Genomic DNA, 14,530 nt, shown 5'->3' with positions numbered 1-14,530 from the left:
GCGCGTGGGCCCCGAAACCTGAGGCCCCGATGCCGTCGGCGCCCCTACGCCGTGATGCGCGCGCTCAACCACACCAGCGTGGCCGGGATCTCGCGGCGCCAGGTGTTGAAGTTGTGGCCGCCGCTGTCCAGGACGATCGACGAGATCTCGGTGGGCGGCTTCACCTCGCGGATGAACCTCATCGTGTTCCCGTAGTTGCTCTCGCCGTGCTTGCTCGTGGTGACCAGCAACGACGTGGCGGGCGGCTTCCCGTGTCCCAGGGTCCACATCAGGTCGGCGCGCCGCTCCAGCGCCTCGTCGCCGTGGAACAGGTCGCCCGTGGTGGGGTCGGTCGGCGACTTGTAGTACGCGGACAGGCCCGCCCCCGCGCCGTAGACACGGGGGTGGTGGACGGCCAGCTTCAGGGCGCAGTAGCCGCCCGTGGAGTCGCCCACGATGCCCCAGCCGCCCGGCCTCTTGTTGACTCTGTAGTGCGCCGAGATGATCCGGGGCAGGTCCTGGGCGAAGAACGTCTCCGTCTGCGGGCCGTTCGGCACGTCCACACACTCCGTGTCCCGCGGCGGCGCCACGGTCGGGCGCATCATCACCAGGATCATCGGCCGCATGGCGCCCGCCCTGGCCTGCTCGTGGGCGGTGGTCGGGTAGCGCAGTCCCTTGATGAGCGCTTCGGCGGTGCCGGGGTAGCCGGTCAGGACGACCGAGGCGGGGAAAGTACGTGTCTTGTGGCGGCCCTTGAAGTACTCGGGCGGCAGATAGACGTACGCGGAGGTGGCGATGTGCGAGCGCTTCCCGACGATGTCGACCTTCTGGATCTGGCCGCCGACTCTGGGCCGTGAACCACCCGGCACGTTCACGACCCGCGTGCCCAGCACCTGCAGTGGCCCCCGGGTGCCGACCGCTCCGAAGTCGGCCACCACGCCCTGGCCCTGCTCCCGCCCGAGGAGGTCGTCCCACGAGGCGTAGAACCCGAACGCCTGGTTGACGGCCAGTACGGCCGAGAGGAACAGCGCGAGCTGCGTCGCGAACAGCAGGCCCACCCGCCCGGCGACGGATCCCCAGGTGCGGCACGCCAGGCGTGGCCACAGCCAGACCGTCCCGGCGAAGAGGAGCACGGCCAGAAAGACCGCAAGCGTAAGGACCTTGCTGCTCGTAAGACCCATCGTGCTGTACCCGCCTGCGCTTTCTGACTTACTGCACCTTTTCCGCCGGTTTACCTGGCCGAGTGAACCCGCCTCCCACAAGTCCCGTCCTAGAGGGCGCAATGTGACCGGATGCCGGAATTGACGCCGGTTTCGAGCCCTCTCGCGGAACTACGGGATGCGATGTCTGTCAGGATAGATGCCGATATGTCAGGCGGGGTTCCAGGCAGAACGCGGCACCTTCGCCGGATACTGCGCGGCCCCCGGCCCGAGGCCGTCCCCGTCCTGATCGCCCGCGCCTGCGTCCTCGTCGGACTCCTCGACGTCGCGGCGGGCGTCTTCCCACGGTTCCGGCACAGCCGCATGCACGCGCTGGCCGAGGTCCTGCCCGGCGCCCTCGGCCCGTTCGCGGCCGCGCTCGCCATCAGTACGGGTGTCCTGCTGCTCCTCCTCGGGCACGGGCTGCGCCGCCACAAGCGGCGGGCCTGGCGCGCGGCCGTGGTGCTCCTGCCGCTCGGCGCGCTCGCGCAGTTCGCGTACCGGCACTCCCTGCTCGGTGTGCTGATCCCGCTCGTGCTTCTCACGCTGCTGCTGCGCCACGGGAGTGAGTTCGCGGCGCTGCCCGACCCGCGCAGCCGCTGGCGGGCGCTCGCGAACTTCGTGCTCATGGGTGCCGGTTCCATCGTCATCGGCCTCGCCATCGTCAGCGCCCACCCCAAGAAGCTGGTGGGCGACCCGAGCCTGTCCGACCGTCTGGAACACGTCCTGTACGGCCTGTTCGGCATGGACGGACCCGTCGACTACGCGGGCCGCACCTCCTGGACCGTGGCGTGCTCGCTCGGCGCGCTCGGCCTGCTCACCGCGCTGACGACCATCTATCTGGCGTTCCGCCCCGAACACCCGGTCGCACGCCTCACCGCGGACGACGAGGCACGGCTGCGCGCCCTCCTGGACAAGCACGGCGCCCGCGACTCCCTCGGCCATTTCGCGCTCCGCCGCGACAAGGGGGTCGTCTTCTCGCCCAGCGGCAAGGCGGCCGTCTGCTACCGCGTCGTGTCGGGCGTGATGCTCGCGAGCGGCGACCCCGTCGGGGACGTGGAGGCGTGGCCCGGAGCCATCGAACAGTTCATGGACGAGGCCAAGGCCCACTCATGGACCCCCGCCGTCATGGGCTGCTCCGAGACGGGCGGCGAGGTCTGGACCCGCGAGACCGGCCTCGACGCACTCGAACTGGGCGACGAGGCGGTGGTGGACACCGCGGATTTCTCCCTGGCCGGGCGTGCGATGCGCAACGTACGCCAGATGGTCAAGAGGATCGAGCGCAATGGCTACGAGACCCGGGTGCGGCGCATCCGTGACCTCGGCGACCAGGAACTGGAGCGGATCCGCCGCGCCGCCGACGACTGGCGCGGCACCGACACCGAACGCGGCTTCTCCATGGCGCTCGGCCGCATCGGCGACGCGGCGGACGGCGACTGCCTGGTCGCCACAGCCCACAAGGCCGACGGCCCGGCCGGCCCGCACGGCGACCTGAAGGCCGTACTCCACTTCGTTCCCTGGGGCACCGACGGCGTCTCCCTCGACCTGATGCGCCGCGACCGCGCCGCCGACCCCGGCATGAACGAACTCCTCATCGTGGCCGCCCTCCAGGCCGCCCCGAAGCTCGGCATCACGCGGATCTCGCTGAACTTCGCGATGTTCCGCGCGGCCCTCGCGCGCGGCGACAAGATCGGCGCGGGCCCGGTCCTGCGGGCCTGGCGCGGACTGCTCGTCTTCCTGTCCCGCTGGTTCCAGATCGAGTCGCTGTACCGGTTCAACGCGAAGTTCCGGCCGCGCTGGGAACCCCGCTTCGTGGTCTACCGCTCCTCGCGCGACCTGCCCCGGATCGGCTTCGCCGCCATGCAGGCGGAGGGCTTCGTGAACCTGGCCATGCCGCGCCTCCTGCGACGGCGCAGGGCCGGGCCCCGGCCCTGCGCCCACGACGCCGGGCACGATGCCGGGCACGACGGCTCGCACGGCGGCTCGCACGACGACTCGCACGACGGAGGCCGGCGCGGGGCGCAGGCCGCCTGAGGCCCGTCCGCACTCCGGCCGTGGCACGGCCACCGGGCCGCCGGGCCTAGGCTTGAAGGCATGAGCACGTCGCAGGGCCGTCGAGGCCACGTCACAGGCCTTCCCGAATGGGACCGCTGCGCGGTCATGGGAGTCGTCAATGTGACGCCCGATTCCTTCTCCGACGGCGGCCGCTGGTTCGACACGACGGCCGCCGTGAAACACGGCCTCGACCTGGTCGCACAGGGCGCCGACCTGATCGACGTCGGCGGCGAGTCGACCCGCCCCGGCGCCACCCGCGTCGACGAGGACGAGGAGCTCAAGCGCGTCATCCCCGTCGTGCGGGGCCTGTCCTCCGAGGGCGTCGCCGTGTCCGTCGACACGATGCGCGCCTCCGTGGCCGAGCGCTCCCTGGCGGCCGGTGCCTCTCTCGTCAACGACGTCAGCGGCGGCCTCGCCGACCCGGCGATGATCCCCGCCGTCGCCGCGGCGGGCGCCCCCTTCGTCGTCATGCACTGGCGCGGCTTCCTGGAGGGAGGCAACGTCAAGGGCACGTACGAGGACGTGGTCTCCGAAGTCGTCGCCGAGCTCCACGCGCGCGTGGAGGCCGTCATCGAGGGCGGCATCGCCCCTGAGCGCATCGTCGTCGACCCGGGCCTCGGCTTCTCCAAGGAGGCCTCCCACGACCTGAAGCTCCTGGCCCACCTGGAGGAGCTGCGCGCGCTCGGCCACCCCCTGCTGGTCGCCGCGTCCCGCAAACGGTTCCTCGGCCATGTCCTGGCCGGCGAGCAGGGCGCCCCGCCCCCGGCGCGCGAGCGCGACGCCGCCACGGCCGCCGTCTCCGCCATCGCGGCCCACCAGGGCGCCTGGGCCGTCCGCGTCCACGAGGTCCGCGCGACGGCCGACGCGGTCCGTGTCGCCCGCGCCGTAGAGGGAGCCCAGTGACCCCACCGAGGGAGCCCGACGAGCCGCGCGGTGCGGCAGGCCGGCGCACCGACGCGGAGGCCGTGGACAGCGCCAACCGCGCCTTCTACGAGGCTCTGGAGCGAGCCGACTTCGAACTGCTGACGGCGCTCTGGCTCGCCCCCGAGGACGTCTCGTACAGCGAGGAGTCCGACGAGGCCGAGGACACGTCCATCAGCTGCGTGCACCCCGGCTGGCCCGTGCTCACCGGCCGCGGCGAGGTTCTGCGCTCGTACGCGCTGATCATGGCGAACACCGAGTACATCCAGTTCTTCCTCACGGATGTGCACATCAGCATCGTCGCCGACACGGCTCTGATCACCTGCACCGAGAACATCCTCAGCGGCGGCCCGGCCCCCGCGGAGGGCGACGAACTCGGCCCGCTCGTCGGCCAGCGCGTCGTCGCCACGAATGTGTTCCGTCGCACACGTGACGGCTGGAAACTGTGGTCGCACCACGCGTCGCCCGTACTGGCCGAGTCCGAGACCGAGGGCGACGACGGCGAGGAAAGCGACGAGACATCCTCCTGAGTGGCTCCTGACGGGGTAGGCGGGTCCACGTGGGCACCACGGGATTGCCGGAGCGGGCTGGTGGGTAGGGGCGGCTACCAGCGGTGGGCCGCCCTGTCCATAGCCCCCGCGGGCGAGCGCTGTCGGTGCCCGCAGGTAGATTCGATCGAGGCTGGTGTGCCGACCGCACTCGGTACGAACCCGCCGCTACCGACGATTGCAGGAGTGATTCGCGTGGATCGTGTCGCGCTGCGCGGCCTCAAGGCCCGCGGGCACCATGGCGTCTTCCCCAAGGAGCGCGAGGAAGGCCAGACCTTCATCGTGGACCTGGTGCTCGGACTGGACACACGCGCGGCCGCGGCCGACGACGACCTGGCGAAGACCGTGCACTACGGCATCGTGGCGGAGGAGGTCGTGGCCGTCGTCGAAGGCGATCCGGTCGATCTCATCGAGACGCTCGCCGAGCGCATCGCCGGGACGTGCCTGAAGCACGAAGGAGTCCTGGAGGTCGAGGTCTGCGTCCACAAGCCGGACGCCCCGATCACCGTCCCCTTCGACGATGTGACCGTCACCATCACCCGGAGCCGAGCATGACTGCATCTTTCACCGAGGGCCCCAGCGACCCGACCGTACAGCCGGTGCCCGCCTCCGTGGTGGAACAGGTGGACGCGGCCGACACCACACTCTCCAACCCCAAAAACGCGGTGATCGCCCTCGGCTCGAATCTGGGGAACCGCCTCGAGACGATCCAGGGCGCCATCGACGCCCTGGAGGACACCCCCGGCGTCCGCGTCAAGGCCGTCTCGCCCGTCTACGAGACCGAGCCGTGGGGCGTCGAGCCGGGCAGCCAGCCCGCGTATTTCAACGCGGTGATCGTGCTCCGCACGACCCTGCCCCCGTCCTCCCTCCTGGAGCGGGCGCACGCCGTCGAGGAGGCCTTCCACCGCGTCCGTGACGAGCGCTGGGGTGCCCGCACGATCGACGTCGACATCGTCACGTACGCCGACGTCGTCTCCGACGACCCGGTCCTCACACTCCCTCACCCTCGTGCGCACCAGCGGGCCTTCGTCCTCGCCCCCTGGTTCGACGTGGAGCCCGAGGCGCAGCTGCCGGGCCACGGACCCGTGGCCGAGCTGCTCGCCGCGGTCACCCGCGAAGGCGTCGCGCCGCGCGCCGACCTGGAACTCCAGCTGCCCGAATAGTCGTTAGGGTCATGCGGGCACACGAAGACAGCGCGGGGACTGAGGGGCGACCACCGGAATGAAGCAACTGCGCATCAGGACGTTGGCCGGCCTCTTCCTGGTCGCCGGTGTACTGAGCTGGGCGGGCGCCCGCCTGTGGGACTCGATCGGTACGCTGCCGCGGGTCCCGCTGGCGGCGCCGATCGTCCTCGCCGTGATCGCCGTCATCCTGCTGGCGACCGCGCTCTCCATCCGGGCCCGGCTGCGCGCCCAGCGCGAGCGGAGCCCCGGCGCCAAGGGAGTCGACCCGCTGATGGCGGCCCGCGCCCTCGTCTTCGGCCAGGCCAGCGCGCTGGTGGCCGCACTGGTCGCGGGGATGTACGGCGGCACGGGCGCGTTCCTGCTCGAACACCTCGATGTCCCGGCCCGCCGCGACCAGGCCATCTACGCCGGCTTCTCGGTCCTCACCGGCATCGCCGTGATAGCGGCCGCCCTCTTCCTGGAGCGCGTCTGCAAGCTCCCGGAGGACGACGACGAGGACCACGGCGGGGCCGCACCGGCGGCCTGACCGGCCCGGGGGCCGGCCGCGCGTCGGCCGGGGCTCAGCGCGCGATGATGAGGCTCATCGCCTCGTTGCGCGTCGCCGGGTCGCGCAGCTGGCCGCGCACCGCGGACGTGATGGTCTTCGCGCCCTGCTTGCGCACCCCGCGCATCGTCATGCACATGTGCTCGCACTCGACGACCACGATCACGCCGCGCGGCTCCAGGATCTCCATCAGGGAGTCGGCGATCTGCGTGGTCAGACGCTCCTGCACCTGCGGGCGACGGGCGTAGACGTCCACGAGGCGGGCCAGCTTCGACAGGCCGGTGATCTTGCCGTCGGTCGACGGGATGTAGCCGACGTGGGCGACGCCGACGAACGGCACCAGATGGTGCTCACAGCTGCTCTGGACCTCGATGTCCTTCACCAGGACCATCTCGTCGTGACCGAGGTCGAACGTCGTCGTCAGAACGTCCTCGGGCTTCTGCCACAGGCCCCCGAATATCTCCTTGTACGCCCGCGCCACCCGCGCCGGCGTCTGCTTGAGGCCCTCGCGGTCCGGGTCCTCCCCGACCGCGATGAGCAGCTCACGCACGGCGTTCTCAGCCCGCTTCTCGTCGAACTCGCCGATCGGACCCTCGCCGTCCAGCGTCACCGGGTCGGTCATCTGTGCCTCTTCCTAGAACAAAGAACCGCGTCCCCCACACCGTAAGGCGTGGGGGACGCGGTTATCCATTCCGGGGTGATCAGGCCTCGGGGCTGTCCGTAGGAGCGATGTCCAGCCCGGACTCGACGCCCGTTGCCGCGCCGTTCGAACCGTTCGTCAGTGACAGCTCCCTGGGGGAGAGCACCGGCGGGCGGGTCGACGGAGTGCGGCGGGAGGAGCCGGTCCACGCGGGGCGGGCCGGGCGCTTCACGATCGGAGCGAAGATCTCGGCGATCTGCTCCTTGTTCAGCGTCTCCTTCTCCAGGAGCGCGAGGACCAGGTTGTCGAGAACGTCCCGGTTCTCGACGAGGATCTCCCAGGCCTCGTTGTGCGCGGTCTCGATGAGCTTCTTGACCTCTTCGTCGACGAGCGCGGCGACCTCTTCCGAGTAGTCGCGCTGGTGCGCCATCTCCCGGCCGAGGAACGGCTCGGTGTTGTCGCCGCCGAACTTGATCGCGCCGAGCCGCTCGGTCATGCCGTACTGCGTGACCATGGCCCGCGCGGTCGTGGTCGCCTTCTCGATGTCGTTCGCCGCGCCCGTGGTCGGGTCGTGGAAGACCAGCTCCTCGGCCGCGCGCCCGCCCAGCATGTACGCCAGCTGGTCGAGCATCTCGTTACGCGTGGTGGAGTACTTGTCCTCGTCGGGCAGGACCATCGTGTAACCGAGGGCCCGCCCACGGGACAGGATCGTGATCTTGTGCACCGGGTCGGAGTTGGGCGAAGCCGCCGCGACCAGGGCGTGTCCGCCCTCGTGGTACGCGGTGATCTTCTTCTCCTTGTCGGACATGATCCGGGTCCGCTTCTGCGGGCCCGCCACCACGCGGTCGATCGCCTCGTCCAGCATCGAGTTGTCGACGAGCTTGAGGTCGCTGCGCGCCGTGAGGAGCGCCGCTTCGTTCAGCACGTTCGCCAGGTCGGCGCCGGTGAAGCCCGGGGTACGCCGGGCGACGGCGGACAGATCGACGTCGGGTGCGACCGGCTTGCCCTTCTGGTGAACCTTGAGGATCTCCAGACGGCCCTGCATGTCCGGGCGGTCGACCGCGATCTGCCGGTCGAAACGTCCCGGGCGCAGCAGCGCCGGGTCGAGGATGTCGGGCCGGTTCGTGGCGGCGATCAGGATGACGCCGCCCTTCACGTCGAAGCCGTCCATCTCGACGAGCAGCTGGTTGAGCGTCTGCTCGCGCTCGTCGTGACCGCCACCGAGACCCGCACCGCGGTGCCGGCCGACGGCGTCGATCTCGTCGACGAAGACGATCGCCGGGGCGTTCGCCTTGGCCTGCTCGAACAGGTCACGGACTCGGGAGGCACCGACACCGACGAACATCTCGACGAAGTCGGAACCCGAGATCGAGTAGAAGGGGACCCCCGCCTCACCGGCGACGGCGCGCGCGAGCAGCGTCTTACCGGTTCCGGGCGGGCCGTAGAGCAGCACACCCTTGGGGATCTTGGCGCCGACGGCCTGGAACTTCGCCGGCTCCTGGAGGAACTCCTTGATCTCGTGGAGTTCCTCGACGGCCTCGTCCGAGCCCGCCACATCGGCGAACGTCGTCTTCGGGGTGTCCTTGGTGATGAGCTTCGCCTTGGACTTCCCGAACTGCATGACTCGGGAGCCGCCGCCCTGCATCTGATTCATCAGGAACAGGAAGACGACGACGATCAGGACGAAGGGGAGCAGGGAGAGCAGGATCCCCACGAAGGCGTTCTGCTTCGTCGGGGCGACGGTGTACCCGTCGGGGATCTGCTTGTCCTCGAACTTGGCCTGCAGATCCTTGGCCACATCGACGCCCTGGTCGCCGATGTAGCTCGCCTGGATCTTGCTGCTGCCCTGGACCTTCTGGTCGTTCTTGAGCTCGACCTTGATGTTGTTTTCGTCGCCGGTGGTCAGCTTGGCCGACTGCACCTTGTTGTCGTTGATGGCCTGAATGACCTGGCCGGTGTCCACCGTCTTGTAGCCACCGGACGAACCGACGACCTGCATCAACACGACCACGGCAAGGACGGCCAGCACGATCCACATGACCGGCCCACGGAAGTATCGCTTCACGTCCATCCATACGGAGCGATGACGCCCCGTCCCTCCTGCCATAGTGAGTTTGATAAAGGCTGTTTTGAAGACTGTTCTTCGGACGGTACCCCAGCATTGTCACCCGCAGCCGCAGGGGATGACTGGGAATCTCGCCCACGCATGCTCCAACGGCGGGAAACCCGCAGGGGTTCCCGACCGTCTCACATCGCTTCGGCGACGGTTCAGCCGCCGTAGACGTGCGGAGCCAGAGTGCCGACGAACGGCAGGTTCCGGTACTTCTCCGCGTAGTCCAGGCCGTACCCGACGACGAACTCGTTCGGGATCTCGAACCCGGTCCACTTCACGTCGATGGCCACCTTCGCCGCCTCCGGCTTGCGCAGCAGCGTGCAGACCTCGAGGCTCGCGGGCTCGCGGGTGCCGAGGTTGGTGAGCAGCCACGACAGCGTCAGCCCGGAGTCGATGATGTCCTCGACGATCAGGACGTGCCTGCCCTTGATGTCGGTGTCGAGGTCCTTGAGGATCCGCACGACGCCGGACGACTGGGTGCCCGCGCCGTACGAGGACACCGCCATCCAGTCCATCGTGACGGGGGTGGACAGCGCACGCGCCAGGTCCGCCATGACCATCACGGCGCCCTTGAGGACACCGACGATCAGCAGGTCCTTGCCCGCGTATTCCGCATCGATCTTCGCGGCCAGCTCAGCCAGCTTCGCGTCGATCTCTTCCTTGGTGATGAGCACCGACTGGAGGTCGGTGCCCATGTCTTTCGCGTCCACCCGCATCACTTTCGGTCGTCCCACCGGCCGCTCAAGGACTCTCGTCCCGCGTCAGCCTTGCCGGATGACCAGTCTGCCACCCTGCCGCTGAGCCACGACCTTGCCGGGGAGGTTGATCTCCCCCTGGCCGCGCCAGCCGGTGATCAGACGGTCGACCTCTTCGATGTGCCGGGCGAACAGAGCGCCCGCCGGAGCGCCGGCCTCGATGGCCGCTCGGCGCAGTACACGGCGGCGTACGGCGGGCGGCAGCGCGTAGAGCTTGGCGCACTCCAGGAGCCCTGCGGGGTCCCGCACCATGGCTTCGGCCTGCGCGGCCCACGTGTCCAGGGCGTCGGCGTCGTCCCGGGACAACTGGGCCGTACGGGCGAGCGCCTCGACGACACCCTTGCCGAGCGCCTTCTCCAGGGCGGGCAGCCCCTCGTGGCGCAGCCGGGAGCGCGTGTACGCCGGATCGGTGTTGTGGGGGTCGTCCCAGACGGGCAGCGACTGGGCCATGCACGCCTTGCGGGCGGTCTGGCGGTCGAGGCGGAGGAAGGGCCTGCGGTAACGGCCGTCGACCCCCGAGGTCGCGGCCATTCCCGACAGGGAGCGGATACCGGAGCCGCGGGCGAGGCCGAGCAGGACCGTCTCTGCCTGGTCGTCGCGGGTGTGGCCGAGCAGGATCGCGGCGGCGCCGTGGTGGTCCGCGGCGGCGTCGAGCGCGGCGTATCTGGCGTCCCTCGCCGCGGCTTCGGGTCCGCCGTCGCGGCCGACGTGCACGGCCGCGGACTCGACGGGGTCGAGGCGCAGGGCGGTGAGCCGCGCGACGACTTCGGCGGCGCGGAGATCGGAGCCGGGCTGCAGACCGTGGTCGACGGTCACGCCACCGGCGCGGATGCCGAGCTTGGGGGCCTCGAAGGCGAGGGCGGAGGCGAGCGCCATGGAGTCGGCACCGCCGGAGCAGGCGACAAGCACCAGGGGCGGGGTGCGCGGGGCTTCTGGCGCCGGATGGGGGGCGCTGTGGTCGTTGAGTACGTCGTGGAGTACGCGGCGGACCGCCAGGCGTATCGCTGCGACCGCAGGATGGGGACCCATGTCCGGTTCCCTTCATGAAGTTTTCGGTGGGGGTGTAGCTCGGACCAGTCACTCAACAGCGACTCGTCGATTTCAGTCACTCAGAGTGCGTCGATGGTGACAGAGCCGAGCCGTTCCCCGAGCATTGCACGCCTACCCACGCCCCACGGTCCCTCGGATGGGTGATTACGGGGGCGTTCTCCTGCCGTTGGCCGTATTTGTTTCACGACCCTGCCTTACGGTGCACCCTCGGACTTGCGGTGCACCCGCGCGACCCAGTCCGCCGGTTTGGCGATCTCCGCCTTGGTGGGGAGCGTGTTCGGCGATGTCCATACGCGATTGAATCCGTCCATACCCACCTCGTTCACCACGGCCCTGACGAATCGCTCGCCGTCGCGGTACTGGCGCAGCTTCGCGTCGAGGCCCAGGAGCTTGCGCAGCGCCAGGTCCAGGCGGGACGCACCCTTCTGGCGGCGCTCCTTGAACTTCTCCCTGATCTCGCCCACCGACGGCACCACCGCGGGCCCGACCCCGTCCATCACGAAGTCCGCGTGCCCTTCGAGCAGTGACATCACGGCCGTGAGCCGGGCGAGGATCTCGCGCTGGGCCGGGGACTGCACGAGCTCGACCAGGGAACGGCCCCCGTCGTCGCCCTCGCCCTGCTCGCCCTCGGGGCGCGCGCCGGCCAGGGACTGGGCGGCCTCCCGGATGCGCTCCAGGAACGTCATGGGGTCGACATCGGTCTCGGCGAGGAATGACTGGATCTCGCCCTCGAGGTGGTCGCGCAGCCAGGGCACCGCCGTGAACTGCGTGCGGTGCGTCTCCTCGTGCAGGCACACCCAGAGCCTGAAGTCGTGCGGGTTCACATCGAGTTCGCGCTCCACGTGCACGATGTTCGGCGCGACGAGGAGCAGTCTTCCGCCGCCGTTCGGCGCGGCCGGCAGGTCTCGGGTGGCAGGGGCGAAGGTCTCGTACTGCCCGAGGACGCGGGAGGACATGAAGGACAGCAGCATCCCGAGCTCGACGCCCGTGACCTTGCCGCCTACGGCGCCGAGGACCGCTCCGCCGGGGCCGGAGCCGCGCCGCTCCTCCATCTTGTCCAGGAGGGGCTTGAGGAGTTCCCTGAACCCCGCCACGTTCGCCCGGACCCAGCCGGGGCGGTCGACGACGAGGACGGGAGTGTCGTGCACCTCCTCGGTGGCCATCCGCGTGAACCCGCGGACATGTTCCTCGGAGGCCTTGGCGTGGCGGCGCAGCTCCGCGACGATCGCCCGCGCCTCGTCCCGGCTCACCTCCGGGCCCGGCCGCACGAGTCGGGTCGCGGTAGCCACCGCGAGGTTCCAGTCGACCATCCCAGAAGCGCCACCGATGCTCGTCATGCGTCAACCGTACGTGCTCGGGTCCTGGTGCACAGGGGCTTGGCCCCGGACGGCGCCCGGGTTGTGCCCCCTAGGGGACGCGGCCGGGGCGGGTCAGCGGCAGCCGCAGTTCGCGACCGTCGACGCGAGCCGGTCCAGGGCCGCCTGGGCCTGTCCCGGGTTCACCGTGCCGTCCGTCATGAACGCGAAGACCAGCAGCCGCCCGTCCGCGTCGACGACCGTGCCGGCCAGCGTGTTCACCCCGGTCAGCGTGCCGGTCTTGGCCCGTACGAGGCCGATGCCCGCCGCGTCGGCCTCGTCGGTGTACCGCTTGCTCAGCGTGCCCGTGAATCCGGCGACGGGCAGTCCGGTGAGGACGGGACGCAGCCCCGGGCGCTCGCGCTCGACGGCGTGCGCGAGAACCTGGGTGAGCAGGTCGGCGGAGACCTTGTCGGCGCGGTCGAGACCGCTGCCGTCCGCGAAGTGGCTTCCGGAGAGCGGGATTCGGAGCTTCTCCAGCTCCTTGCGGATCCCCTCGCCCCCGCCCTCGAAGCTCGCGGCCTCGTCCGTGGCGAGGGCCACCTGGCGGGCCAGGGCCTCCGCGATGTCGTTGTCACTGTGCGTCAGCATGCGCTCGACCAGGGCCGATACGGGCGGCGACGACACCTTGGCCAGCTTCTCGGCGTCGCCCGAGGCATGGCGGGGGCCCGGCTCGCCCTTCGTCCTGATGCCGCGGTCGTGCAGCAGATCCGCGAACTTCCGCGCGGCGGCCGCGGCGGGGTCGGACTCGCGGGGAGCCGGACCGCTCGACGAGTCGTCCGTGCGCGCCTCGTCGGCCATGAGGGCGCTGACCGGCGCGATGTTCTCGTTCGGCCCGATGGGGTGCAGGAGCGGCCCCGAGTAGAGCGAGGTGTCGTAGGAGAGGGTGATCTCGTCCGTGTCCCGGCCCTTGAGCTCCTTGGCGGTGGCGTCGGCGAGGGCGCGCAGGCTCGCGTTCGGTCCGGCGTCCTTGCGGGCGGTGAGCGTGGGGTCGCCGCCGCCGACGAGGACGACCTCGTGCGCCTTCGAGCCGGGCTCGATCACGGTCTTCGTGTCGATGCGGTGGTCGGACCCCGGCATCGACAGGGCGGCGACGGCCGTGGCGAGCTTCGTGGTCGAGGCGGGAGTCAGTGCGTCGCCGGAGCTCTTGCCGTACAGCCGCTGACCGGTGGCCGCGTCGACGACGGCCGCGGTGCGCCGCTTGCCGAGGGCCGGGTCGTTCAGGAGCGGGTCGAGCACGTCGGCGAGCGCGCCCTTCGTGGGGCCGGGGACCGAGCCGCCCGGCGCCGCGAGCACCGCACGGGCGCTCGGGGCCGCGTCCGGTTCCCCGGAGCGCCCGTCACGGCCGTCGCGACCGTGATCTGCGCCACCCCCGGCCTCCTGGGAGGCGGCCCGGCGCGCCTCCGCCGTACGCTGACCGCTGGAGTCCCACGGACCGGCCGAGGCCACCGCCACGGCCGAGAGCGCCAGGCCCAGGGTGGCAGCGCCCGCTGTGAGCTGCCAGGTCTTGACCTTCGTGAGCACCTTCACTGCCTGTGAAACTGCCTGCGAAGCCTTGAGCTCGGGCACCACGGACCAGCCCCTTTCGCGATCACACACATGCGTGAGGGACACTTAATCACCAGTCGTATGTGTTGATCATGGAGGAGCCACCGGTGGAGTTCGACGTCACGATCGAGATTCCGAAGGGTTCGCGGAACAAGTACGAGGTGGACCACGAGACCGGTCGGATCCGCCTGGACCGTCGACTCTTCACCTCGACCAGTTACCCGGCCGACTACGGATTCGTCGAGAACACGCTCGGTGAGGACGGGGACCCGCTGGACGCGCTGGTCATCCTGGAGGAGCCGACCTTCCCCGGCTGCCTCATCAAGTGCCGCGCCATCGGCATGTTCCGTATGACGGACGAGGCCGGCGGCGACGACAAGCTGCTGTGTGTCCCCGCCTCGGACCCCCGCGTGGAGCACCTGCGGGACATCCACCACGTGTCCGAGTTCGACCGCCTGGAGATCCAGCACTTCTTCGAGGTCTACAAGGACCTGGAGCCCGGCAAGTCCGTCGAGGGCGCCGACTGGGTCGGCCGCACCGAGGCCGAGGCCGAGATCGAGCGGTCCTACAAGCGCTTCAAGGACGAGGGCGGTCACTGACCTCCCCCGCCACGCACGGGCCGTCCGACTCCTCCGGGGG

Annotated in this window: 14 protein-coding genes; 7 read left to right on the top strand and 7 right to left on the bottom strand. The window is 70.3% G+C overall.

The genetic code is table 11. The annotated features are described in order from the left end of the window. Positions 1–44 precede the first annotated feature (44 nt). Positions 45–1,160, bottom strand: coding sequence for an alpha/beta hydrolase (locus tag CG723_RS35855; protein ID WP_100597713.1), 1,116 nt, complete (start codon positions 1,158–1,160; stop codon positions 45–47). Positions 1,161–1,346: 186 nt separating this feature from the next. On the opposite strand from CG723_RS35855, the gene CG723_RS35850 reads away from it, so the two are divergent. The 6 genes from CG723_RS35850 to CG723_RS35825 all read left to right on the top strand — a co-directional run bounded on the left by CG723_RS35850 (position 1,347) and on the right by CG723_RS35825 (position 6,412). Beyond that, complete coding sequence (locus CG723_RS35850) at positions 1,347–3,212, top strand: phosphatidylglycerol lysyltransferase domain-containing protein (RefSeq protein WP_100597712.1); 1,866 nt, start codon at positions 1,347–1,349, stop codon at positions 3,210–3,212. 60 nt (positions 3,213–3,272) lie between these two features. After that, entirely contained in the window at positions 3,273–4,136 is an 864-nt protein-coding gene (gene folP / locus CG723_RS35845; RefSeq protein WP_100597711.1) for a dihydropteroate synthase, read from the top strand. Beyond that, complete coding sequence (locus tag CG723_RS35840) at positions 4,133–4,684, top strand: nuclear transport factor 2 family protein (protein ID WP_100597710.1); 552 nt, start codon at positions 4,133–4,135, stop codon at positions 4,682–4,684. The genes folP and CG723_RS35840 overlap by 4 nt, the downstream gene beginning before the upstream one ends. Before the next feature lie 213 nt (positions 4,685–4,897). After that, entirely contained in the window at positions 4,898–5,257 is a 360-nt protein-coding gene (gene folB, locus CG723_RS35835) for a dihydroneopterin aldolase (protein WP_100597709.1), read from the top strand. Beyond that, on the top strand, positions 5,254–5,865 hold the full coding sequence (folK, locus tag CG723_RS35830; protein WP_100597708.1) for a 2-amino-4-hydroxy-6-hydroxymethyldihydropteridine diphosphokinase: 612 nt from the start codon (positions 5,254–5,256) through the stop codon (positions 5,863–5,865). Before folB ends, folK begins: the two co-directional genes overlap by 4 nt. Positions 5,866–5,923: 58 nt before the next feature. Next, positions 5,924–6,412 carry a DUF3180 domain-containing protein gene (locus CG723_RS35825; RefSeq protein ID WP_100597707.1) on the top strand — a complete coding sequence of 163 codons (489 nt, stop codon included), beginning with the start codon at positions 5,924–5,926 and terminating at the stop codon, positions 6,410–6,412. 34 nt (positions 6,413–6,446) lie between these two features. Here CG723_RS35825 and folE read toward each other — a convergent pair whose 3' ends face one another. The 6 genes from folE to dacB form a co-directional block, all read right to left on the bottom strand. Continuing rightward, positions 6,447–7,052, bottom strand: coding sequence for a GTP cyclohydrolase I FolE (gene folE, locus CG723_RS35820; RefSeq protein WP_100597706.1), 606 nt, complete (start codon positions 7,050–7,052; stop codon positions 6,447–6,449). 79 nt (positions 7,053–7,131) lie between these two features. Then, on the bottom strand, positions 7,132–9,141 hold the full coding sequence (gene ftsH / locus CG723_RS35815; protein ID WP_100597705.1) for an ATP-dependent zinc metalloprotease FtsH: 2,010 nt from the start codon (positions 9,139–9,141) through the stop codon (positions 7,132–7,134). Between the two features lie 197 nt (positions 9,142–9,338). Then, positions 9,339–9,899 carry a hypoxanthine phosphoribosyltransferase gene (hpt, locus tag CG723_RS35810; RefSeq protein WP_100597704.1) on the bottom strand — a complete coding sequence of 187 codons (561 nt, stop codon included), beginning with the start codon at positions 9,897–9,899 and terminating at the stop codon, positions 9,339–9,341. A 45-nt stretch (positions 9,900–9,944) separates the two neighbouring features. Next, a complete protein-coding gene (tilS, locus tag CG723_RS35805) occupies positions 9,945–10,967 on the bottom strand; it encodes a tRNA lysidine(34) synthetase TilS (protein ID WP_100597703.1) in 1,023 nt (340 codons plus the stop codon). 215 nt (positions 10,968–11,182) lie between these two features. Continuing rightward, positions 11,183–12,325, bottom strand: a complete 1,143-nt coding sequence (locus CG723_RS35800) for a zinc-dependent metalloprotease (protein ID WP_100597702.1) — start codon at positions 12,323–12,325, stop codon at positions 11,183–11,185. Between the two features lie 93 nt (positions 12,326–12,418). Further along, complete coding sequence (dacB, locus tag CG723_RS35795; protein WP_100597701.1) at positions 12,419–13,912, bottom strand: D-alanyl-D-alanine carboxypeptidase/D-alanyl-D-alanine endopeptidase; 1,494 nt, start codon at positions 13,910–13,912, stop codon at positions 12,419–12,421. 86 nt (positions 13,913–13,998) lie between these two features. Between dacB and CG723_RS35790 the strand changes: the two genes are divergently transcribed. Continuing rightward, entirely contained in the window at positions 13,999–14,490 is a 492-nt protein-coding gene (locus CG723_RS35790; protein ID WP_100597700.1) for an inorganic diphosphatase, read from the top strand. Positions 14,491–14,530 lie beyond the last annotated feature (40 nt).

This window comes from Streptomyces sp. CB01635 (genome assembly GCF_002803065.1).
Lineage (GTDB): Bacteria > Actinomycetota > Actinomycetes > Streptomycetales > Streptomycetaceae > Streptomyces.
This window is presented reverse-complemented; position numbering and strand designations above follow the sequence as displayed.